This is a genomic window from Pseudomonas sp. MYb193 (assembly GCF_002966775.1).
GTDB lineage: Bacteria > Pseudomonadota > Gammaproteobacteria > Pseudomonadales > Pseudomonadaceae > Aquipseudomonas > Aquipseudomonas paracarnis.
On the sequence record NZ_CP023269.1, the window covers coordinates 4081089 to 4101722 of the forward strand.

Consider the following 20634-nt stretch of genomic DNA (forward strand, 5'->3'; position numbering starts at 1 on the left):
TCGTGCCTGATATCGACATGGGGAATAGTGGCACCGTGAGGCAACGCGCGGCGTGCTCTACTCTTGCGCGCTGCGTATCAACGACCCGAACAGCTCGCCACGCGGCATCTTGCTCAGCTCGATATCAGCATTTTCAAACCATTCCCGCCCAGCTTCCGGATGCGGCCCGCTCAGCACCACCACGCCACGTTCGTAGGTGTAACGCGCCGCCGCCACGTCGCCATTGTGGTAGGTCGCGATGACCTTGTAAGGCGCAGCGGCGCTGGCTTTGGGGAAGTAAGGGCCATCCTGATAGAACACAGAGTCGGGCTGCCCGTCCCACGTCACCCGCACGGCGGCGTCTTCAATGCCGGACACTTCAAAACCGGGACGGCCAGCTTCGGTATCAAGCGCCTGGGGGATCAGGCCGAGGTTGTTGTCGTCGGCCAGGTAGGCGCCCATGCACAGGCCCAGGTAGCGGCCGCCTTTGGCGACGTAATCGCGGATGGCTTCTGCACGCGCATCGCCCAGGCTGTCGAGGGCGGCCGGGATGTCCTGGCCACCGCCGGGTTGCACGTATAGATCGTAGCGCGCCAGGGTTTGCGGGGTGATGTCGATGGGTTCGTCGGCACCTACGAAGTCGATCTGGTAATTGGGGTTAAGGCGCTGCAGGGCGGTTTTCACGTTTTCCGAGCAATCCGGGCAACCCGCCGGGCCACGGTAGATGGCGACATGGGTGATGGGGCCTGCGCCGTGTACGGGTAAAGGATGCAGCGTAGCAACGGCGAGAAACGCGGCAGCGATGGCAGGCAGTTTCATGGGTTAGGCTCAACGGTCAGTTGAATGGGTTTGATCCGGACGTGACAGCGCCAAGCCTATAACGGTGAGCCTTTTGAATTCGTGAAGAGTTGTAAATCCACGAGGGCCATTTATCCACTTCCCAGCATCTGCCATAACGACGCGCCTACGCCGGTAATGCTCTCACCGGCGATCAGCCCCGCCGCTGCCGTGATCGCAAAGCGCTGCGTCACGCTCGGCAAGCGACAGCTCACGGCCCAGGTCATGATCGCGCCAAGGGCCATCATCAGCGACACCGACGCAGGCAAGACAAACGCCAGTCCCAAGGCTGCCGCACTCGGCAGGTAACGGGCGCGATGGGTGGGTAATGTGCTGTCGAGTATGCCCAGCAGCACGCCGAACAAGCTTGCAATGCCGATGGCCCAGCGGATGCTGGGGGACAGTGAATCCAAACCGTGGGTCAGGGTTTGGGCCACGGCTTTCCAAGTGGCGACGGCCGGGGCTGGCCACTGTTCGGTGAGCAGCATGGTTTGCGGGTCTGGGATCAACGCCAGGTAAGCGAATACGCCGACGATGCTGCCGACAAAAATCCCGAGGATCTGAGCGATCACTTGCTTGTGCGGCGTCGCGCCAATCGCTTTGCCCACCTTGAAGTCATTCATCAGGTCTGTGCACTGCCCCGCCGAACCGCCGGCGGTGTTGGCGCTCATCAGGTTGATCGGCACCTGGCCCGGCGCAACGATGCCAAAACTCAGCTGAGATAATTGCCCGATGGCGCCAATCGGCGGAATACCGGTTGCCCCCACCACCCGCGCCGCCACGGCGGCCAGGCAGATCGCCAGGGGAATGGTCAGCAGCGCCATCCCAAGGTTGATACCGAACAACAGCGCTTGCAGGCTCACCACCAACACGATCGCCAGCGCGAACCCCACGGCAGGCCCAGGTTTTGGAATCGCCCAGGGCGTGCCGCCAGTCGCTCGGGTTGAGCGATGCAACGCCCACAGGCGAATCGCCAGGGACGCCAGGGTGGAACACACCATCAGGCTCACGCCGGGCCACAGCAGCCATTCCACCAGCGCGGCAAATTGCGGGCCGCTGCTGTCGGCGGGCAGGCTCACCAGGTCGTTGGCCAACAGCCACGGCCCCAGCCCGCCCCATGCCAGCAAGGCGCCGAGCAACAGGGTCAGGCCCACGCGAATGCCGATGATGCCGCCGAACCCCAGCAACAGCAGAGAGGGGTCGGCGGTGAAGGTCAGGCGCTCCAACTGGGCGTTCGGAGACCAGCGCGGGAAGGCCCACATAAAGGTATCCACCCACTTGACCAGCCCGGACAACAGCGCCGCGCCGAGCAGCACTTTTAAACGCGTGGCGGCTTCGCGGCCATGGTTGTAGATGTGCAGCAGGGTCTCCAGGGTGGCCATGCCTTCGGGAAACTTCAGCGCCTTGTCATTGAGCAATGAAGGCCGCAGGTACCATGCGATCCAGATCCCCAGGAAACTCACCGAAAACACCCAGGCGATCATCGGCAGCGCTGCCAGTTGGTTTCCGGTGAGCAAGGTATACGCCGGGATGGGCGCGACCAGCCCGCCGGAAATGATCGACGCCGCGGCAGAGGCCACGGTCTGGTTGATATTGCTCTCGTGCAGGGTCCACGGCAGGTGTTCAGCGCAACGCCGGGCCAGGCCTTGCCAGATGCCATAACCGATCAGCAAGGCGATGATCGACATATTGAACGACCAGCCGATCTTCAAGCCTGCGTAGACATTGGAAGGGGTCAGCAGGATGCCCAGCACGATCCCGGTGATGACTGCCCGCAGGCTCAGTTCGCGCTCTACGGGCGCGATTGACGAGGTGGAGTGCATGCAGATTCCTTTCGAGAAAAGCCAGTGCCACCTTTTAAGTGAGCGCTGGGAGACTCGAAGGTTCACCTGCCGAAACGGGTTCTGTAGGAGCGAGCTTGCTCGCGAAAAACCCAAAGGCGCCGCGTTCATCCAGGAAACACGCGTTATCGTTTACGTTTTTCGCGAGCTCGCTCCTACAGGAGGCGGTGTCGGTGGTCCCGCTATTTGGCGAACGCGTATTCCCCGCCCCGCTCCACCGCCTTGCGGTATGCCGGGCGCGCCTGGAGCTTTTGCAGCCATGCGGCCAAGTTCGGGTAGGCCTGCAATTTGCCCTGGGCCTGGGCGACTTCGCCGATAAAGCTCATCTGGATATCCGCGCCGCTGAGTGCGTCGCCCACCAGGTACGGCGTGTGGCCCAGCACGTCATTCAGGTAGCCCAGGTAATTGGCCAGCTCCGATTCGATCCGCGGATGCAGCGGTGCGCCCGCTTCACCCAGGCGTCCGACGTAGAGGTTGAGCATCAGCGGCAGCATGGCCGAGCCTTCGGCGAAGTGCAGCCATTGCACATAGCTGTCATAGGCGTCGGTAGCCGGGTCGGGTTGCAGTTGGCCATTGCCGTGGCGGCGGATGAGGTAGTCGATGATCGCGGCGGACTCGATCAGCACACGAGAGCCGTCTTCAATCACCGGGGATTTGCCCAGGGGGTGAATGGCCTTGAGTTCAGGCGGCGCCAGGTTGGTCTTGGCGTCGCGCTGGTAGCGCTTGATGTCGTAGGGCAGGCCCAGTTCTTCAAGCGCCCACAGGATACGTTGCGAGCGGGAGTTGTTGAGGTGGTGAACAGTGATCATCGAGGCAACACCTTGGGGGGATTTAAGAGAAGACTACAGCGTAGCGGTGAAGTGCCGCGAATGTGGCTCAGGCGAGCAATTGCTCGATCCACTTCACCTGCTGCACGATCTCCTGCACTTTCTGCTCGGGCACCGCCTGCCGCGCCTGTTCGAGGCTGGCCAATGTCTTGCGCTTCTGGCGCAGCATCCGTTGCCACTTCGCCACAAACGCCGGGCTGCGGGCCTGCATTTGTAGCGGGCCGAAGTACAGTTGCTCTTCGGTGTAGGTCACCGCTCCAACACGTTCAGCAACGATGATTTCGTAGTAGAAGCGGTTTTCCAGCAGCAGCTCCTCGTGCAGGATCTGGTAGCCGTTGTCCATCAACCATTGGCGCAGGGGCTGCTCGCCGCCGTTGGGTTGCAGGATCAGGCGTTCCCGGCCATTGAGGTGCGCCTTGCCGCTGTCGAGAATGTCGCGGATCGTCTCGCCGCCCATGCCGCACAGGCTGACAGCGGTAATGTCATCGCCCGCTTCAATCGCCGCCAAGCCATCGGCCCGGCGCACGGAGATGTGCTGAGCCAGGCCGTTGTCGGCCACAGTACGGTTGGCCGCGTGAAACGGTGTAGCGGCCACTTCCCCCGCCACGGCCGCCGCAATAGCGCCGCGGTGTATCAGGACCACCGGCAGGTAGGCGTGGTCCGAGCCGATATCGGCCAGGCGGGCACCCGCCGGTATGTGCGCGGCCACGCGCTCCAGGCGCTGGGACAAGGTGTGTTCGTTCAACGGTGATTCCTTAAGAGTGCCCGGAAAATCGATCCCGGCTGTTGGTCAAGTGCAGCACCATGGCCGCCCGTGCGGCGTCCGGGTCCTGGCGCTTGATAGCGTTGTAGATGGCCTCGTGTTCCAGGTTCGCCAACTGCCCCAGTTGGGCAAAGTCCGCGCCGCCGCGCTCGACGGCATTCACCTGGGTGCGCGGAATCATCGCCGTGCCCAGGTGCTGCATGATGTCGGTGAAAAACGTATTGCCGGTGGCTTCGGCGATCAGTTGGTGAAAGCGCTTGTCCTCCTCCACACAGCTGTCGTTGTTGGCCAGGGAGGCTTGGTAGTCGTCCAGTGCCTGGCGCATGTGGGCCAATTGCGCGTCACTTCTGCGCAGTGCGGCCAGGGCCACCGCTTGCACTTCCAGGCCCAGGCGTAATTCGAGCATGTTGCGCACGCTGGCGACCGTGTCCACATGCAAGCGCAGCCCCGGCTGCGTGTGCTGCTCCAGCACAAAGGTGCCGATGCCGTGACGCGTCTCCACCAGCCCCGACGCCTGCAATTTGGACAAGGCTTCACGCACCACGGTGCGGCTCACCCCATGCTCAAGCACGATGGTGGATTCGGACGGCAGTTTTTCACCCGGCTTGAGTTGCCCCAACTGGATGCGCTGGGTCAGTGCCTCGACCACACCCTGGGCCAGGTTGGCGGAACGTTTGCGCACAGGCGGTGTGCTTTTAATCGGCATCGAGACGGGTCCACGGGGTTGGGCTGAGGGGAGCTTATCACCCTGAGCGCACGAGGCGACGGATGGCGGCGAAAAACACCCAGCTTGTATGACAACACACTCATCCCACCTCACCAGACTCTGTCTTCGCTTTGAGAGAAGCGCACACCCCGTGCCGTCACCAGCGGGTCAAAACCCAATAAAATCTGGCAAATAACCAAAATAGCCAATCTCAATACCGGCTTATAAGAACAAAAACAGCCCTCCCAGGATTGCGGCCTTCAAAAAACAACTTGTATGATGTCTGTCAACAAAACACCAAACCCGCATAAAAATAATCAGGGGGAGTTTTCATTCGTGAAGCATTCAAGCCCAGCATCTGCCGTACCCGAAAGTGATTCAGCGCTCGCCCGCGCCGTGAGCAAAGTGAAGCGCCATGTGCTGCCACTGTTCGTGGTCATGTTCATCCTCAACTACATCGACCGGGTCAATATCGGCTTCGTGCGCACGCACATGGAGCATGACCTGGGGATCGGCGCAGCGGCTTACGGCTTCGGTGCCGGGCTGTTCTTCATTGGCTATGCGCTGTTCGAAGTGCCGTCCAACATGCTGCTGCAAAAAGTCGGCGCGCGTATCTGGCTGACCCGCATCATGTTCACCTGGGGCATCGTCGCCACGCTGATGGCGTTTATCCAGAACGAAACCCACTTCTACATCCTGCGTTTCCTGCTGGGTGTGGCGGAAGCAGGATTCTTCCCGGGCGTGATCTATTACTTCACCCGCTGGTTGCCCGGCGTGGAGCGCGGCAAGGCCATCGCTATTTTCCTCAGTGGCTCGGCGGTGGCGTCGTTGATCTCCGGGCCGTTGTCGGGTGCGTTGTTGCAGATCGAAGGCTTTGGTTTGCATGGCTGGCAATGGATGTTCGGCATCGAGGGCCTGGCCTCGGTGGCGCTGGGCTTCTTCGTGTGGTTCTGGCTGGACTCCAAGCCCCATGATGCCAAGTGGATGAGCCGCGAAGAACAAGACGCCCTGGTTGACGCCATCGACCAGGAACAGCGCGAACGTGAAGCCCTGACCACGGTGAAACCCACCCTCGGCAAACTGCTCAAGGACCGTCAGATCCTGCTGTTCTGCGCTCTGTACTTCTGCATTCAACTGACGATCTATGCCGCCACCTTCTGGCTGCCCAGCATCATCAAGAAGATGGGTGACCTCACTGATGTGCAGGTCGGTTTCTTCAACTCGATCCCCTGGCTGATCTCCATCATTGCCATGTATGCCTTCGCCTCGCTGTCGGGCAAGTTCAAGTTCCAACAAGCCTGGGTCGCCGCGGCCCTGCTGATCGCGGCGGCCGGCATGTTCATGTCCACCACCGGCGGGCCGATCTTCGCTTTCGTGGCGATCTGTTTTGCGGCCATCGGGTTCAAGTCTGCGTCGTCGCTGTTCTGGCCGATCCCCCAAGGCTACCTGGATGTGCGCATCGCCGCCGCGGTGATCGCGCTGATCAACTCCATTGGCAACCTGGGCGGTTTTGTGGCGCCGACTACCTTCGGCTTTCTCGAACAAACTACCGGCTCGATCCAGGGCGGGCTGTATGGCCTGGCCTGCACCTCGGTGCTCGCGGCCATCCTGGTGTTCTTTGCCAAGACCTCACCCTCTGCCGTACCGGCCGTGCCCAGCGGCGCCGCCATCAGCAAACCTCTTTGAACTCAGCCAGGAACGCGCCATGAATACCCCTGTCGTTACTCATTTCCAAGTCATCCCCGTCGCCGGCCACGACAGCATGTTGCTGAACCTCAGCGGCGCCCACGGCCCCTACTTCACGCGCAATATCGTCATTCTCAAGGACAGCAGCGGCAACACCGGCGTGGGCGAAGTACCCGGCGGCGAGCGCATTCGCCAAACCCTGGAAGACGCCCGCAGCCTGGTGATCGGCCAGCCGATTGGCCAGTACCAGCGCGTCCTCAACCAGATGCGCAGCACCTTTGCGTCCCGAGACAGCGCGGGCCGCGGCCTGCAGACCTTCGACCTGCGCATCACCATCCACGCCGTCACCGCCATGGAGGCCGCACTGCTCGACTTGCTGGGCCAGTTCCTCGAAGTGCCGGTGGCCGCCTTGCTTGGCGAAGGCCAGCAACGCGATGCGGTGAAGATGCTCGGCTACCTGTTCTATGTGGGGGATCGCAACGCCACCGACCTGGCCTACCGCAACGAGGCCGACGCCGATGACGACTGGTTCCGCCTGCGCCATGAAAAAGCCCTGACCGCCGATGCGGTGGTGCGCCTGGCCGAAGCGGCCAAGGCCAAATACGGTTTCAATGATTTCAAGCTCAAGGGCGGCGTATTGAGTGGCGACGCAGAAATCGAAGCCGTCACCGCGCTGGCTGAGCGTTTTCCCGATGCGCGCATCAGCCTTGACCCCAACGGCGCATGGTCGTTGAAAGAAGCCATCCGCCTGTGCCGCGACCAGCATCATGTGCTGGCCTACGCCGAAGACCCTTGCGGCGCAGAAAACGGCTACTCGGGCCGCGAAGTCATGGCCGAATTCCGCCGCGCCACGGGCCTGAAAACCGCCACCAACATGATCGCCACGGACTGGCGTGAAATGGGCCATGCCATCCAGTTGCAATCAGTGGACATCCCCCTCGCCGACCCGCACTTCTGGACCATGCAGGGCTCGGTGCGCGTCGCGCAGATGTGCAACGAGTGGGGCCTGACCTGGGGCTCGCACTCCAACAACCACTTCGACATTTCCCTGGCGATGTTTACCCAGGTGGCGGCGGCCGCACCGGGCGAGATCACCGCCATCGATACCCACTGGATCTGGCAGGACGGCCAGCGCCTGACGCGGGAACCGTTGAAGATTGAAGGGGGCTATGTGAAGGTGCCGGCCAAGCCTGGCCTGGGCGTGGACATTGATATGGACGCCGTGGCCCAGGCCCATGAGCTGTACAAAGGCATGGGCCTTGGAGCGCGGGATGACAGTGTGGCGATGCAGTTTCTGATCCCGGGTTGGGGCTTTGATAACAAGCGGCCTTGTCTGGTGCGGTAAATCGGCTTTAGGAATGCTCAGCGCAATTTGAGCGTGACGCAAAAAATCCGATGCCCAAACAGGCATCGGATTTTAGTCAGATCAGAAGCGTAGCTGTTGGACCTCTGGCACGTCTGCCAGAGGCCCCTTTGCACTACTGCCGATTGGCGATCTCCAGTCCCGCCTCATCCTGCTCCAGGCCAGCGAGATCAGTGCCATTGATCATCGGCCCATAACGGCGGCTGAATTCCCAGTTGTAGGGCACGTGGTCTTTGCTGATCCCGTTGTCCCAATTCACCGACCAGGTCATCAGGCCCTTGATCGACAATCCTTTGTCGTGCAAACGCTTGAATGTATTGGTCACGGCTGTCGGGTTGACTACATAACCGGTGGCAGCCGCATCGACGTTGGCGGGCAGGCCAATGACGAACTTGTCGGCCGGGATCTTGGTAAACCCGCGCGTTCCGCTCACCAGACTTTCGGTCAGGTAAAACAGAAAGTCCTCTTTCATTGCGTCGTTGTTCTGGGCAATCCAGGCGCCGTTGCCATTGTTGACCTCCTGCACCCAGATGCCGTCGCCCCCCTGGTTGTAATACTGCGGGGCGATGAAGTCGTAATAGCCTTCCAGCGCCTGGATGTAACCGACGTATTTGCCGGCGGTGGTGAGGTACGGAAACTCCGGTGCCATGCTGATGATGAAGTGTTTGCCTTGACCTGCGTAGTGGTCCTTGACCAGTTTCAAGGCGGCGGGCAGGACAGTCTTGTTGTCGGCGAAATCAATCGCGCTCTGTTCAAGATCGATATCCAGGCCATCAAAGCCATAGGTTTCCACCAGGCGGATAATTTCGCTGGCCAGTGGCTGTTCGTTGCCTTTATGCAGTTCGATGTGTGCATCGGCGCCGCCAAGGGAAATCAGCACCGCCCTGCCCTGGCTGTTCAGCACACCCACCTGGCGACGGAACTCGGCGTCGGAAAGCTTGTACGGGGTGAAGGTTGGGATACCGTTGCCCTTCATGAAGGCCACGGCCACCACGTTGTAATCCTTTGGCACATCCACCAGGCTCATATTGGCGAATTGGCCACGCTGGTAGCCATCGCTCGGGCCGGCAGGCCAGTTGTGCCAGAAGCCCATGAGGATCTTTTTGCCGGCAATGCTCGGCATCAGCGAAGCGGCATCGTTAAGCGGCGATTGCAGCGAGGTAAAGTCAATCTTTGACATGTTCTAATCCTTCAGAACGTATGGGTTTAACGGTGCGGGCTTATTTGAAGTCCACATCGAAGGCTTGATAGAAGGCGTTGCCGGTGTTGGCGACGATCCACATCAACACAATCACATGCTGGCCCTTTTTGTTGGTCGGCAGTTTCACCTCATGATTGACCTTGGCCTTCAGTTCGCCTGCATGGCTGTAGTACGGCACTTGGGCATAGAAGTCTTCAGCGAACGGCTGGGTTTCCAGTTGTGCGCGGGTGATGCGCTGTTTCGGGTCCCAACCATCCTTGGTGATCAGCCAGCGATAGCCACGGGTGGTGTGCGGCGCGGTGTATGCCCAGGTGACCTTGAAGGTCTGGCCCGGCTCGACATTGAGCAACGGCCAAGTGAAAGCACGGCCGAGTTTCTTGGCCATTTCCTCGTGGGTGAAGTTGATGCAGTCACGGGCATCGGTCTTGCCACCGCTGAGAATAAAGCCGTCGGCTGGCGGGGTGACGCTGTCACTGTCGGTTTGATAAGGCGCCGGGAACGGACCGGCCGTCAGTGCCGGGAAGTTCTTGCCGCCTTCCATTTCGTTGACCTGCCAGGTCTCCAGCAGGCCAAGATCCACGGCGACTGCGCCACGGCTGGAAGGGGATGTGACACGACCATGGCGAAGAGGTGTCTGGGTTTGTGGTTTGTTCATGTTGTGACTCCATTCACTTGATTAAGAACTCTCCTTTCTTGAAGGAGAGGACCTCAACTTAACGGAGTTGCTTTTTTTTGCCACAGGCCCATTTTTCACTCATTTTCGTTTCGTGAGCGCGCCGCCCTGAAAATACTGGATATATAACCAGTGCAGTGAAGGAAACCTTACGCTGCCAGAGGTCGATTTCCTACAAGACCAGGCGCACATCAACTCGCCTTCTCTCGTAAATGGCTTATCCCGTTCGTAACGGATGGGCGCTCTGTCGACAAAAAGGGAGGTATCTATTTTCAATCAAATAAACCGTCCTGTTTTTGGTTCATCACGCTTTGCCAATGACGACCGTTTTTTTAAGTGTGGGCGCGGCAATCGGTTGCACCGTCAGTTCCACCCCTAATGCCAACATCAGCTTCTGGACCGTCTCATATCGCGTCTTTGAGCCGCCTTTCAGGGTTTTATACAGGCTCTCCCGATTCACCCCCGCCGCTTCGGCAACCTTGTTCACTCCCTGGGCCTTGGCAACCTCGGCCAGCGCCTTCATAAGGACTTGCGGGTCATGGCACGCCATGCTTTGCGCAAGATAGGCACTGATGGTTTCCGGGCTATCAAGGAAACGTGAAGCTCCATAGGCGCTGGTGCCGGATGTATCCAGCTCGAGGATCGGCATGTCCTCTGGTTTGAATGTCGACTTACTCATGTCATTGACCTCTCAGGGCATCGAGAATCTCTTTTGCCCGCTTGATTCCTCGTTTCTGGTCGGTTTTATCGCTCCCCCACAGCATCAGGTAAGCGGTGATGCCCGTGCGCACAAAGTAAATCCTGTAGCCAGGCCCGACAAACACACGCATTTCACTCATGCCATCGCCTACAGGCTGGCAATCGCCAAAATTGTTTTCTTCGGCTCGATCCAGGCGGATCAGCACAGCCGTTTTTCCCCACACATCCCTCATACCGTCGAGCCATGTATCGAACTCGGGCGTCCTGCCAATCGTATTGATCACAGAGTCACATGTAGCCTACTGGCTACTTCTTGTAGATGCCAGTGAATTTTTAATGTCGGTGAGCACCGCAAGAAAAAATCCTAGTCCAGCCTCCGCGCAGGCAGCCGGGCAATACTATTAGCGCTTGTGTCCTCGGGCACCGAGTCGCCTTGGAGTAGCGCCATCAACCCTCCCACATCTTCCACCCCCTTGAAAGATCGCTGAGTGGTTGTGACCACATTCATGACTGCTCGGCGATTTTATCTAGGGTAATTAAATCAGCCCCCCTCACCCGATAGTGCAGAGCGTCTGACTGTCAGCTATCGTCCATAAAGGCACAACGCCATCTAACAAAAGGACTCGAAAATGAGCACAGTACAACGACTGGCGATGCTCGTTTTGATGGCGACACTTAGTACCGCCTGTATGCCACAAGGGCCCTATCGAGTAACGCCTGATCCTGCGCCTGGCCCAGACGGCCGGATTACCCCACACAAAACACTCGACGCGCAAAAAACCATGCAATGTGCGGACTCAGACGAGAAAAACCAAAACTGTATTTACTTTGTTGAATTTGACGAGTTTGGTAATTCATTTAGTCGGCGCCAGTTGGACTCAGGCGTGAATACAGCTCGAGACGTCGCGCGATCTGGGGGCAACATTATTGTTTATATCCACGGGTGGCATCACTCCTCCAGAGTCGACGACAGTGACATTGATAATTTTCAAAACCTGGTAACCAGATTCGGTAATACAAAAAACACACCGAATAAAACAATGGGCATTTATGTCGCTTGGCGCGGCGACTCTATCGACAAGCAAACTCCGCTCGTCGGCTGGAGCAGCTATTTACTTACATTCTGGGATAGAAAAGCTACAGCGCATAACGTTGGAAACGGCGGCGGGGTTTCGGAGCTTCTACGCAAGCTATCTAATATCCGCGAAATGAACCCCGACTCCCGTTTAATCGTGATTGGGCACAGCTTTGGCGGAGCAATTCTTTATTCCTCCATCTCACAGACGCTTGGGGACCAAATCCGCCGCGACGCCTATGGGAGCGAAAGCTCGAAAGCGACATCGGTTGCCGACTTAACGCTTCTAGTTAATCCTGCCTTCGAAGCTATGCGCATGAAACCGCTCTTTGACTTGGCAAGATCCTATGAATACTACAGTCCTCTCAGACCGAGTTTGGTGGTCGTCACGACCACTGCTGATTGGGCTACGAAGGATGCCTTCTCATGGGGCAGAAATTTAGGAACCTTATTTCAAGCATACCCGGACAAATATTACCGGGCTTTGAATACTACGGCGATAGGGCATTATGAGCCCTACATCACTCATCAGTTAGTGGCAGCAACTTGCACAAGCTCTACGCTCGACCCACTTCCACTGGAGGCCATCAATAAATCCCCAAAAGACTTATGCATTCCAGGTACTGGAGCCGATGGAGTGTCACCTTTATTACTGACTCGTTGCGAGAAAGCTTATGACTGCGAACGTGTAATAGGGGATAAATATTTGGCACGAGGTCCTATTGACGAAGGCTTCATCCCCTATCGATTTCCGATTTCAAACATTCGAACTGACGCATCGGTGATGACGGGACATGACGATATCTGGAATGACACGATGTCGAATTTCATTTATCAGTTAATGCTAGTGATCGTTGAACGCCCAATGGCAATGCCGGTGCCGATAGAGTAATTTCACCTTATCTGAACCTCTTGGAGTTCCAGATGAGCGAACGATTTTATCCGCCACACCCACTTCGAAGGACTTCCTATGAAGCCCCCTGAGATCAGCACATTCATTCCCCAATGGCCCTCGCTCGGCATCGGCACTCGCGCCGCCTGGTTGATAGCCCAGGACTGCGAAAACCAAGTCCTGGGATTGCTTTCACGCCTCGGCGCAGGCTACCGCCGCCACGGAAACTGCGCCATCCACGAAACGGCCACTGTCGAAGAAGGCGCTGTGCTGAAGGGGCCGATCATCATCGGTGAAGGCTCATTCGTAGCCGCAGGCGCCTACCTACGTGGCGGCGTTTATCTGGGCAAAAATTGCATCGTGGGCCCAAGCTGCGAGTTGAAAAGCAGCTTCATGCTTGCCGCGAGCAAGCTGGCGCACTTCAATTTTGTCGGCGACTCGTTGATAGGCGAAGGCGTAAATATTGAAGCCGGGGCGATCATTGCCAATTACCGTAACGAACTGGATGGGGCGGCTATCAAGATCCGCTACGCAGACGATGTGATCGAGACAGGGGTGAACAAATTTGGTGCCTTGGTAGGCGACGGCTGCAAAATCGGCGCGAATGCCGTCATTGCTCCAGGCGCAATATTAGAGCCAAACAGTCGTGTTCCGCGTTTGGGGTTGATTGACCAGTTCGCCTACGAGTAGCGATAGCCTGTAGACATGTCCTACAGCGCGCTGCACCACCTTGCTCCGTTGCCTACAGTTGCGTCAGAATCCGCCGGCTTGTGCGCTTGGATGGGCGTCTCTAAGGTGGCTCGGTCGCTGACAATTCAGTGATCGGGTTTAGTATCCCGAGTGACAACATAAAGTGCATGAGCCTCATCGATCAGATGTTCTTGTCTGTGCTTGATGGTAGCTGTGCGCAGGGCGCCCTCGGGCGCGCCGGCTTTGTGTGTTTCCCCGGTCTACTAACCTGCGTACAGCTGCCACCCTTTCGTTTAGTAGCGAAGATCGACTTCACGACGACTCGACAGCGCCTTGCGCCGGTCAGGCCCTCGGAGCCTGGCGGGCGCTCTTTCTCTTGGAAGACGCTGGAGCCGCCCCATCCTCGCGCAGACGATCAATCAGCATCTGCGCATTCTCGGCACATGCCATGCCCTCGGGCCTACCTTCGATGCCCTTGATGACGTTCAACAACTGAGCCTTATTGTGAGCCAGCCGTTGTTGCAGGATCTCGATTTCCTCGACCTTGTGCTTGAGCCCGATGAGCAGCTCGTCATGCTGCCAACCACCGGCACTTCTGGGCATTAACTGCCGGATTTCTTCCAGAGAGAAACCGGCTGCCTGGGCACCCTTGATGATCTCCAACACCGCCTCGGTGCCGGGCGCATAGTCTCGATAGCCGTTGGATTTACGCGCAACCGATTGGATCAGGCCGCTCGCCTCGTAAAAGCGGATGCGTGAGGCCGCCAACCCGCTGATTTCTGCCAGCTCGCCTATTCTCATGTCCCATCCATAAAAACCATTGACCTTGAAGTTGACTTTAAACCTAAAGTCATTGGACGGCCAAGGCGACCGTTGCCCTCTACCTGAACCGACCGATTCAGGTCATGCTGCGCCCTCTCTTTCAAGGACGAAAAAAGCATGAAAGCCCCCCTCGCCGCTCTGCTGCTGATGTGCCTGAACGCTCCCGCATTCGCCGCCGACAACCCCGTCGGCTTCCAAACCACCACCTTGCCGGACACCCACAACAACCGCCCATTGGAAATGGCCGTGTGGTACCCCGCCACTACCACCGCGCAACCCAAGCTGATCGCCGACAACCTGGTGTTCATTGGTGTGCTTGCGGTACCTGATGCAGCACCGACGCCCGGCAAGCATCCTTTAGTGGTGCTCTCCCACGGCTACGGTGGTAACTGGGGCAAGCAGGCGTGGCTGGCCAGTGCACTGGCCCGGCAGGGTTATATCGTGGCGGCGGTGAACCACCCGGGCACTACCAGCCAGGATCGCAGCGCCGAGGCCGCTGCGCAGTTGTGGCAACGGCCCAGGGATTTGAGCCGGGCCATCGATGCGCTGTTGGCGCAGCCCGAGCCATTCGGTGCGGTGGATAACGGCCGGATCGCGGTGGTGGGTCATTCCCTCGGGGGTTGGACGGTCATGGAGACGGCCGGTGCACGTTTCGACCCGGCGCTGTTTGCCCGGGACTGCAGCGCCCATCCGACGCTGATCGCGTGTACCGCCTACCGTGAGATGAACCCTGAGGGCACTCCGAACGGGAAGGCGCAATTGGCCGCGGACTTGAGCGACAAGCGCGTCAGCGCCGTGGTGTCTTTGGACCTGGGCCTATCGCGCGGGTTTACCGATGCAAGCCTGGCGGCGCTGCCGGTGCGGGCGTTGGTGATAGCGGCGGGTGTACCGTCAGCGGATTTGCCAGCGCAGATGGAATCGGCCGACATGGCCAAGCGGCTGCCAAAAGCCTCGACGCAGTACGTGGAGATCCAGGACGCCAACCACTTCAGTTTTATGTCCCAGTGCAAACCGGGCGCGGCAGCGGTGCTTGACGCTGATGTGCCCGGCGACAGCATCATTTGCCAGGACGGCGAAGGCGCGCGGCCACGGCCCGTGATCCAGCAGCAGATAACCACGCTGATCACCCAGTTCCTGGCGCGCTGAGCCCGTGGCGAGGGAGCTTGCTCCCGCTGGAGTGCGCAGCGCTCCCAGCTTTTTTGGGGCCTCTAGGCAGCCCAGCGGGAGCAAGCTCCCTCGCCACAGTTACCGGCTCTGCCTTAACTGACTGGTATTAACCCAGCGCCCGGTCACATTTGTTGAAACTGGTATCATCCGCGCCTTTCCCCTTCAGGCAACGAAACATGAACCGCCAGAAAAAACTCCAGCAGCTCTTCAAGGCCAAAGCCAAAAAGGCCAGTGCCAAGCTGGCGCCAAAAAGCAAAGACAGATACATCAGCAAGGCCGATCGTTTGAAGTTGGAAACCGAAGTTGGCCAAGACCCGGTTACGTCCCCCGAGACGCCTGCTGAGTAAGGCGCATGGCTGAAGGGGTTGCCGCTTCATATTTACCCCAGATCCGCCGCAGATGACGCGCCGAACCAAAGCCTGCGCGTTCGGCGACGGTTTCAATGTCCAAGGCCGACTCGGCCAGCAGTTCGCGGGCTACGGCCAGGCGCAGGCGGTGCAAGTAATCCAAGGGGCTGATCTGTACGTGCTCCTGGAACAGGCGCGCCAGGTGCCGGCTGCTGGTGCAGGCCAGGCTTGCCATGCGGGTGAGTGTCCAGGCTTCACAGGGCGCGGCGGTGATGGCGTCTTGCACGCGATGCACCGCCGGGTGCAGGTGATTGCGCCCGCTCACCCAAGGCGACAACTGCGGGTCGCTGCCGCTGCGGCGCAGGTACACCACCATGTCTCGCGCCACCGCGCACGCCAGCCGTGGCCCGGCCAGTTCGGCAACCAGGTGCAACATCAGGTCGATACCCGCTGTGACACCGGCGCTGCAACTGACCGGGCCATCGGTGACGTACAGGCGGTTTTCCAGAACCCGGGCCTTGGGGGCGAGGGCCTGCAGGGTGGCGCACAGCGAATGGTGCGTGGTGCATTGGCGCCCATCGAGCAGCCCGGCCCTGGCGGCACTCAACGCGCCAGCGCACACGCACACCAGACGCTCGGCCGAGGGCGCGAAGACGTTTTGCAGCCACTGGGTGAGCTGATGGCTGGCCGATTCGAAAGCCTTTTGGTGGGCTTTCGACACGTTCATCGTGGAGCCCACCAACACCACCAGCGTACCGGGGACCAGGGTCGGCGGCAGCGGCGCCAGCCCCGTCAGCGGCAAGCCGATGGAGGTGTGCAGCGTTGCCACTGGGCTGACGTATTGCAAGTCGAAATCCACCGCCGCCGGGTCATCGACCTGCGCGGCCAGGCGCAGCACTTCCGCAGGCCCGGCCAGGTCGAGCATCAGCACGTTTGGTAACAGCACGAACAGCACCGGCACGCTCACCGCGTCACTCCGCGAGTACCTGGGCGACCGTCACGATGCGGGCGAAGCGGTCATCGAGGACCAACTCCGTGCGTTCGCGAATCTCGGCCGGCGTATAGACCCGGCCGCTACGCGCGTGGGTCATCGGGAAGGTCAACGTCGCCTCACTGACAAAATCCACCTTGAAGCCGCTGTCCGCAGCCTGCCGCGTGGTGGTCTCGCAGCATTGCTCGGTGCGGATGCCGCTGATGATCAGCGTGGTGACGCCCATTTCCACCAACCGAGCGGCCAGTGGCGTACCGGCCAAAGCACTGTGGTAGCGCTTATGGATCACCAGTTGCGGATTGATCGACAGCTCGCTCAATACCCTGACGTTGCCCGACTGCATGGAGAAATGCCCCTGGTCTTCAACATGGAAGACTTGTATCACCGGGATGCCCCGCTGAATACAACCATCGATGAGGGCCTGCTGTTTTTCCAGGTAGTCGGGCAGGTCATTTTCGGACCAGTAGGTTGAATGGCGGAAGGAATGTTGCGCGTCGATCACGATCAGGGCTTTATGGGTCATAAACAGTCCTTGTGGCTTGCATCAGCGGGTAAGCGATGCACGCCATGGTAAGGACAACCCACAGCGCACGACAGACGCAAGGCAGACTACTTCAGGACGGATTCGGACATGTCACCTGGCACGCCATGGCACAACGGCTGCCGGGTTCGAAGCCATGGGCGTACTCATCCGCCAGGATCGTTTCCAGACGCGAATCAAGGTAAGGGGCAAAGCCAAGGCGCCGGTAGAACGGAGCATTCCAGGGTACATGCACGAAGGTGGTCAGCGTCACCGCACGCAGGTGTTGGGCGCGGGCATGCTCTATCGCCGTTTCCACCAATCTGCGCCCCCAGCCCTGGCCTTGGAGCGGCTGAGCCACCGACACTTCATGGATATGCAGGTCGTCGCCAAAGCGTTCTGCGCTGAGGAAGCCTTGAGGGCGATCGTGGTCATCAACCACCACCCAACAGGTCGATAACGCGATCCACTGCCGATGGCACTCGACGCCGATCGGCGTGGCATCCGCCAGCCAAGCCAGCCCTTCGATTGCGCGAAACACCTGGGCCGCGCACTGCTCGATGGCGGGCAAAAAACCGGCATCTTGCATGCGCCCCAGGCGAATGTGGGTGGACTGCTCAGCAGCCACTCAAGGCCACCTGGGGCCGTTCGCCCGCAAAGAAGAAGGGCCGCAGGCGCACGCCCACGCCGTTGCCGATAAAGGCCGCCACCAGCCACACCCAACCATGCAGGCTGCCCGAGGCGATGCCACTGAAGTACGCGCCGATGTTGCAGCCATAGGCCAGGCGCGAACCATAGCCAAGCATCAGGCCGCCGATCACAGCCGCGATCAACGAGCGCGCTGGAATATTCAGGCTGGGCGCGAAACGCCCGGCCAGGCCAGCGGCCAGCAGCGCGCCGAGGACAATGCCGATGTCCATGACGCTGGTGATGTCTTCCCACACCGGTGCAGCCAGGGCCTTGGCATTGCCCGGCATCTGCCAGAATGCCCAGCTGGCAACGTCCACGCCCAGCCCGCTCGCCACCTTGGCGCCCCACAGCGCGAACGCCGAGGTAATGCCCCACGGCCGCCCAGCCAAGGCCAGGGTGGCGTAGTTGAGCAGCGCCAGGCCAATCGCGCCCCAGACTAACGGCCATGGCCCACGCAGAAAGCGGCGTAGCCCTTGGTGCTCGCTTTGCACGCCTGGTTCAAGCTGGCCGTGACGGCGCTTTTCCAGGCGCACCGTGACTACCGCAATCAACGCAAACAGCGCCAGGCTCAGGACCAACGCCGGCAGCACACCGAAACTTTTGACGATGGAAACCGCCGGGAACGATGGCAGCGCAAACCACCAGTCGACGTGATGGGTGGCGATCAACGAGCCACAAATAAAGAACAGCAGTGTCACCAACATCCGCGCATTACCGCCGCCGACGGTGAACAAAGTGCCCGACGCACAACCACCACCCAGTTGCATGCCGATCCCGAAGATAAACGCCCCGAACACCACCGACACACCCGCCGGCGCCACCAGCCCCACGACCGGCTGGCCGAACAAAGTGCCCGCGCCCAGCGCCGGGAAAAACAGCAGCACCGCCACCGCCAGCATCACCATCTGCGCACGCAAGCCAGCGCCACGCCGATCATTGATAAACACGCGCCAGGCCGAGGTGAAACCGAAGGCTGCGTGATAGAGCGTCAGGCCCAGCGCGGCGCCGACCACCAGCAGCAACACCTGGCGTGCGCCAACCATGTTCTGCAGGAACAGCGCGCCCGCCACCAGGATGATAAAGGCAATCAGTGGCGCGACGGGCTTGCGCACGGGCGTCAGGGAAAGAGACGTGCTCATGGGGTTCTCGATTGGTTGGAAGGAGGCAAGTATAGCCTCAGAAGGAATTTGACCAGGTGGGCCATTACCGAAAGGATCATCGTTTGAACCACCGCTATCGCAGCCTCGCTAAAGCTCGACAGCTCCCACAGGGGATCGGCTGTGTATGTGGAATTACGCTTTGCAGGGCCATCGCGCCAAACACAACTCTCGACCATAACACCGTCCAAATGTGGGAGCTGTCGAGGCCCAGCGAGGCTGCGATGGCGGCGGCACAGACAACCTTTTCATCGCCTGAACTACCGCTTTCGCAGCCTCACTGAAGCTCGACAGCTCCCACAGGGGATCGGCTGTGTATGTGGAATTACGCTTTGCAGGGCCACCGCGCCAAACACAACTCTCGACCATAACACCGTCCAAATGTGGGAGCTGTCGAGCCCCAGCGAGGCTGCGATGGCGGCGGCACAGGCAACCTCTTCATCGCCTGAACCACCGCTTTCGCAGCCTCGCTAAAGCTCGACAGTTCCCACAGGGGATGGAGGACTGACTAACCCAGGCTGATCGACTTCCACGCTGCTTCAGCCAGCAGTTCGCGGTATTCAAATGGGCTCTTTTTGACCTTCGCCGACAACCACGCACGCGAGTAACTTTCCGCCGCGCCAATGATCAGCGAAGGGATCAGCTCGGCAGGCAAGTGACTGAAATGCTCCTTGCGCCCTTCCCCGCTCATCCACTCCTTCAACTGTTGGTTGCGCTGTTTATTGCGTGCAAGCAGCTCGTCCTTGAACGGGCCGCTGGAGACGGCAAAGCGGCTTTGGAACACGAACCGCGCCCAGTCCGGCTGTGCGGTCACCCATTCAACGTAGCTGTACACCAGCCCGACGACACCTGCGTGGGCGGTGTCCGCTGCTTGCAGATAGTGGTCACGCAGACTGGCCTGGTCCTCCAGCGCCGCAAAGAACAGCGCAGCGACCAACCCTTCTTTATTGCCGAAGTGGTGATAGATAGCGCCCACGCTGGTATCGCAGCGCGCGCGAATGGTTTCGATAGAGGTCGCCTCGATGCCCACCTCGTTAAAACACGCCAGTGCTTCGCGCAGGATGATGCGCTTGAGGTCGCTGCGCCTGCCGGGGAAGGTGCGCTCGATGAGATCGATGGAGTGCATGGAGGAACGCCAAATCAAAACAGTTTATAGGCTGAACGACCGGCAGAGAAAGCTCAGGTTGACAGTCGTGGAATCAACAGAATATTGTTCCGTTACAGAATATTATTCTGCAAATGACCCTTGAGGATATTCCGATGAGCCAAGCCCTGAGCATGTTCAATAGCGTAGGCCCCGCCGCATTCAGCAACCTGGCGTGCCAAATGGCACCCTACTTCAGCACCATCACTCCCGAGATCGCGGAGCTCAAACCCAACCATGCGGTGGTCACCGTGCCGTTTCGCAAGGAAATCACCAATCACCTGGCCTCGGTGCATGCCATCGCACTGTGCAACGCCGCCGAACTGGCCGGCGGCATGATGACCGACGCGTCGATCCCCGCAGGCGCACGCTGGATTCCCAAAGGCATGACTGTGGAATATCTGGCCAAGGCGAAAACCGATATCCGCGCTGTTGCCGATGGCAGCGCTATCGATTGGCAAACCACCGGAGACAAGATCGTGCCGGTGGAGATCTTCGATGCGGGCGGCGTCAAGGTCTTCACCGCCCACATCACCATGAATGTGAAGCTCGCTTAGGCACAAT

Annotated in this window: 21 protein-coding genes and 1 pseudogene; 7 read left to right on the plus strand and 15 right to left on the minus strand. The window is 59.6% G+C overall.

All coding sequences use genetic code 11. The annotated features are described in order from the left end of the window. Positions 1–57: 57 nt before the first annotated feature. The 5 genes from CLM72_RS18475 to CLM72_RS18500 all read right to left on the minus strand — a co-directional run bounded on the left by CLM72_RS18475 (position 58) and on the right by CLM72_RS18500 (position 4953). A complete protein-coding gene (locus tag CLM72_RS18475) occupies positions 58–798 on the minus strand; it encodes a BPL-N domain-containing protein (protein ID WP_105227409.1) in 741 nt (246 codons plus the stop codon). 110 nt (positions 799–908) lie between these two features. Next, a complete protein-coding gene (locus CLM72_RS18480) occupies positions 909–2639 on the minus strand; it encodes an OPT family oligopeptide transporter (RefSeq protein ID WP_105227411.1) in 1731 nt (576 codons plus the stop codon). Between the two features lie 200 nt (positions 2640–2839). Beyond that, the gene (locus CLM72_RS18490; protein WP_034126187.1) at positions 2840–3466 is read right to left on the minus strand and encodes a glutathione S-transferase family protein; all 627 of its coding nucleotides are present in this window, start codon (positions 3464–3466) and stop codon (positions 2840–2842) included. A gap of 67 nt (positions 3467–3533) precedes the next feature. After that, complete coding sequence (locus tag CLM72_RS18495) at positions 3534–4229, minus strand: tRNA (adenine(22)-N(1))-methyltransferase TrmK (RefSeq protein WP_105227413.1); 696 nt, start codon at positions 4227–4229, stop codon at positions 3534–3536. Between the two features lie 10 nt (positions 4230–4239). Next, the gene (locus CLM72_RS18500) at positions 4240–4953 is read right to left on the minus strand and encodes a FadR/GntR family transcriptional regulator (RefSeq protein ID WP_034126185.1); all 714 of its coding nucleotides are present in this window, start codon (positions 4951–4953) and stop codon (positions 4240–4242) included. Positions 4954–5289: 336 nt separating this feature from the next. On the opposite strand from CLM72_RS18500, the gene CLM72_RS18505 reads away from it, so the two are divergent. Beyond that, the gene (locus CLM72_RS18505) at positions 5290–6639 is read left to right on the plus strand and encodes an MFS transporter (RefSeq protein ID WP_105229168.1); all 1350 of its coding nucleotides are present in this window, start codon (positions 5290–5292) and stop codon (positions 6637–6639) included. 19 nt (positions 6640–6658) lie between these two features. Beyond that, entirely contained in the window at positions 6659–7984 is a 1326-nt protein-coding gene (gene gudD / locus CLM72_RS18510; RefSeq protein ID WP_105227415.1) for a glucarate dehydratase, read from the plus strand. A 196-nt stretch (positions 7985–8180) separates the two neighbouring features. Here the strand turns inward: gudD and CLM72_RS18515 are convergent. The 4 genes and pseudogenes from CLM72_RS18515 to CLM72_RS18530 all read right to left on the minus strand — a co-directional run. Further along, a pseudogene (locus CLM72_RS18515) lies at positions 8181–9182 on the minus strand (chitinase); the annotation flags it as partial. 40 nt (positions 9183–9222) lie between these two features. Continuing rightward, positions 9223–9858: a lytic polysaccharide monooxygenase auxiliary activity family 9 protein gene (locus CLM72_RS18520; RefSeq protein ID WP_105227419.1), complete on the minus strand. Its 636-nt coding sequence runs from the start codon at positions 9856–9858 to the stop codon at positions 9223–9225. 322 nt (positions 9859–10180) lie between these two features. Further along, positions 10181–10555 (minus strand): addiction module antidote protein, encoded by a 375-nt coding sequence (locus CLM72_RS18525; RefSeq protein ID WP_105227421.1) that lies wholly within the window; start codon positions 10553–10555, stop codon positions 10181–10183. Position 10556: 1 nt separating this feature from the next. Further along, the gene (locus CLM72_RS18530; protein WP_032896084.1) at positions 10557–10859 is read right to left on the minus strand and encodes a type II toxin-antitoxin system RelE/ParE family toxin; all 303 of its coding nucleotides are present in this window, start codon (positions 10857–10859) and stop codon (positions 10557–10559) included. A 345-nt stretch (positions 10860–11204) separates the two neighbouring features. Here CLM72_RS18530 and CLM72_RS18535 point away from each other — a divergent pair, with 345 nt between their 5' ends. Next, positions 11205–12542, plus strand: coding sequence for a hypothetical protein (locus tag CLM72_RS18535; protein ID WP_105227423.1), 1338 nt, complete (start codon positions 11205–11207; stop codon positions 12540–12542). 78 nt (positions 12543–12620) lie between these two features. Beyond that, positions 12621–13232, plus strand: coding sequence for a DapH/DapD/GlmU-related protein (locus tag CLM72_RS18540; RefSeq protein ID WP_105227425.1), 612 nt, complete (start codon positions 12621–12623; stop codon positions 13230–13232). Positions 13233–13574: 342 nt separating this feature from the next. Here the strand turns inward: CLM72_RS18540 and CLM72_RS18545 are convergent, their stop codons facing one another. Then, entirely contained in the window at positions 13575–14033 is a 459-nt protein-coding gene (locus CLM72_RS18545) for a MerR family transcriptional regulator (RefSeq protein WP_105227427.1), read from the minus strand. A gap of 138 nt (positions 14034–14171) precedes the next feature. Between CLM72_RS18545 and CLM72_RS18550 the strand changes: the two genes are divergently transcribed. Beyond that, a complete protein-coding gene (locus CLM72_RS18550; RefSeq protein WP_105227429.1) occupies positions 14172–15200 on the plus strand; it encodes an alpha/beta fold hydrolase in 1029 nt (342 codons plus the stop codon). Positions 15201–15397: 197 nt separating this feature from the next. Further along, positions 15398–15568 (plus strand): DUF2986 domain-containing protein, encoded by a 171-nt coding sequence (locus tag CLM72_RS18555; RefSeq protein ID WP_105227431.1) that lies wholly within the window; start codon positions 15398–15400, stop codon positions 15566–15568. On the opposite strand, the gene CLM72_RS18560 is transcribed toward CLM72_RS18555, so the two are convergent. The 5 genes from CLM72_RS18560 to CLM72_RS18580 form a co-directional block, all read right to left on the minus strand. Then, on the minus strand, positions 15540–16535 hold the full coding sequence (locus CLM72_RS18560) for a GlxA family transcriptional regulator (protein WP_105227433.1): 996 nt from the start codon (positions 16533–16535) through the stop codon (positions 15540–15542). The two genes, CLM72_RS18555 and CLM72_RS18560, sit on opposite strands and share 29 nt — an antisense overlap. 4 nt (positions 16536–16539) lie before the next feature. Continuing rightward, positions 16540–17082: a cysteine hydrolase family protein gene (locus CLM72_RS18565; protein WP_105227435.1), complete on the minus strand. Its 543-nt coding sequence runs from the start codon at positions 17080–17082 to the stop codon at positions 16540–16542. Between the two features lie 91 nt (positions 17083–17173). After that, entirely contained in the window at positions 17174–17707 is a 534-nt protein-coding gene (locus CLM72_RS18570) for a GNAT family N-acetyltransferase (protein ID WP_105227437.1), read from the minus strand. Then, on the minus strand, positions 17697–18908 hold the full coding sequence (locus CLM72_RS18575) for a YeeE/YedE family protein (protein ID WP_105227439.1): 1212 nt from the start codon (positions 18906–18908) through the stop codon (positions 17697–17699). Before CLM72_RS18575 ends, CLM72_RS18570 begins: the two co-directional genes overlap by 11 nt. A gap of 526 nt (positions 18909–19434) precedes the next feature. After that, entirely contained in the window at positions 19435–20052 is a 618-nt protein-coding gene (locus tag CLM72_RS18580; RefSeq protein ID WP_054921569.1) for a TetR/AcrR family transcriptional regulator, read from the minus strand. A 134-nt stretch (positions 20053–20186) separates the two neighbouring features. On the opposite strand from CLM72_RS18580, the gene CLM72_RS18585 reads away from it, so the two are divergent. Further along, the gene (locus CLM72_RS18585) at positions 20187–20627 is read left to right on the plus strand and encodes a hotdog fold domain-containing protein (protein WP_105227441.1); all 441 of its coding nucleotides are present in this window, start codon (positions 20187–20189) and stop codon (positions 20625–20627) included. Positions 20628–20634: the final 7 nt, after the last annotated feature.

Bases quoted from the DNA above. Each gene is read 5' to 3' on its own strand.
- CLM72_RS18565 (WP_105227435.1), bottom strand. From the start codon at position 17,082: ATGACCCATAAAGCCCTGATCGTGATCGACGCGCAACATTCCTTCCGC.
- CLM72_RS18545 (WP_105227427.1), bottom strand. From the start codon at position 14,033: ATGAGAATAGGCGAGCTGGCAGAAATCAGCGGGTTGGCGGCCTCACGC.
- CLM72_RS18535 (WP_105227423.1), top strand. From the start codon at position 11,205: ATGAGCACAGTACAACGACTGGCGATGCTCGTTTTGATGGCGACACTT.
- CLM72_RS18575 (WP_105227439.1), bottom strand. From the start codon at position 18,908: ATGAGCACGTCTCTTTCCCTGACGCCCGTGCGCAAGCCCGTCGCGCCA.
- CLM72_RS18525 (WP_105227421.1), bottom strand. From the start codon at position 10,555: ATGAGTAAGTCGACATTCAAACCAGAGGACATGCCGATCCTCGAGCTG.
- CLM72_RS18490 (WP_034126187.1), bottom strand. From the start codon at position 3,466: ATGATCACTGTTCACCACCTCAACAACTCCCGCTCGCAACGTATCCTG.
- CLM72_RS18480 (WP_105227411.1), bottom strand. From the start codon at position 2,639: ATGCACTCCACCTCGTCAATCGCGCCCGTAGAGCGCGAACTGAGCCTG.
- CLM72_RS18585 (WP_105227441.1), top strand. From the start codon at position 20,187: ATGAGCCAAGCCCTGAGCATGTTCAATAGCGTAGGCCCCGCCGCATTC.
- CLM72_RS18520 (WP_105227419.1), bottom strand. From the start codon at position 9,858: ATGAACAAACCACAAACCCAGACACCTCTTCGCCATGGTCGTGTCACA.
- CLM72_RS18475 (WP_105227409.1), bottom strand. From the start codon at position 798: ATGAAACTGCCTGCCATCGCTGCCGCGTTTCTCGCCGTTGCTACGCTG.
- CLM72_RS18540 (WP_105227425.1), top strand. From the start codon at position 12,621: ATGAAGCCCCCTGAGATCAGCACATTCATTCCCCAATGGCCCTCGCTC.
- CLM72_RS18550 (WP_105227429.1), top strand. From the start codon at position 14,172: ATGAAAGCCCCCCTCGCCGCTCTGCTGCTGATGTGCCTGAACGCTCCC.
- CLM72_RS18500 (WP_034126185.1), bottom strand. From the start codon at position 4,953: ATGCCGATTAAAAGCACACCGCCTGTGCGCAAACGTTCCGCCAACCTG.
- CLM72_RS18555 (WP_105227431.1), top strand. From the start codon at position 15,398: ATGAACCGCCAGAAAAAACTCCAGCAGCTCTTCAAGGCCAAAGCCAAA.
- CLM72_RS18580 (WP_054921569.1), bottom strand. From the start codon at position 20,052: ATGCACTCCATCGATCTCATCGAGCGCACCTTCCCCGGCAGGCGCAGC.
- gudD (WP_105227415.1), top strand. From the start codon at position 6,659: ATGAATACCCCTGTCGTTACTCATTTCCAAGTCATCCCCGTCGCCGGC.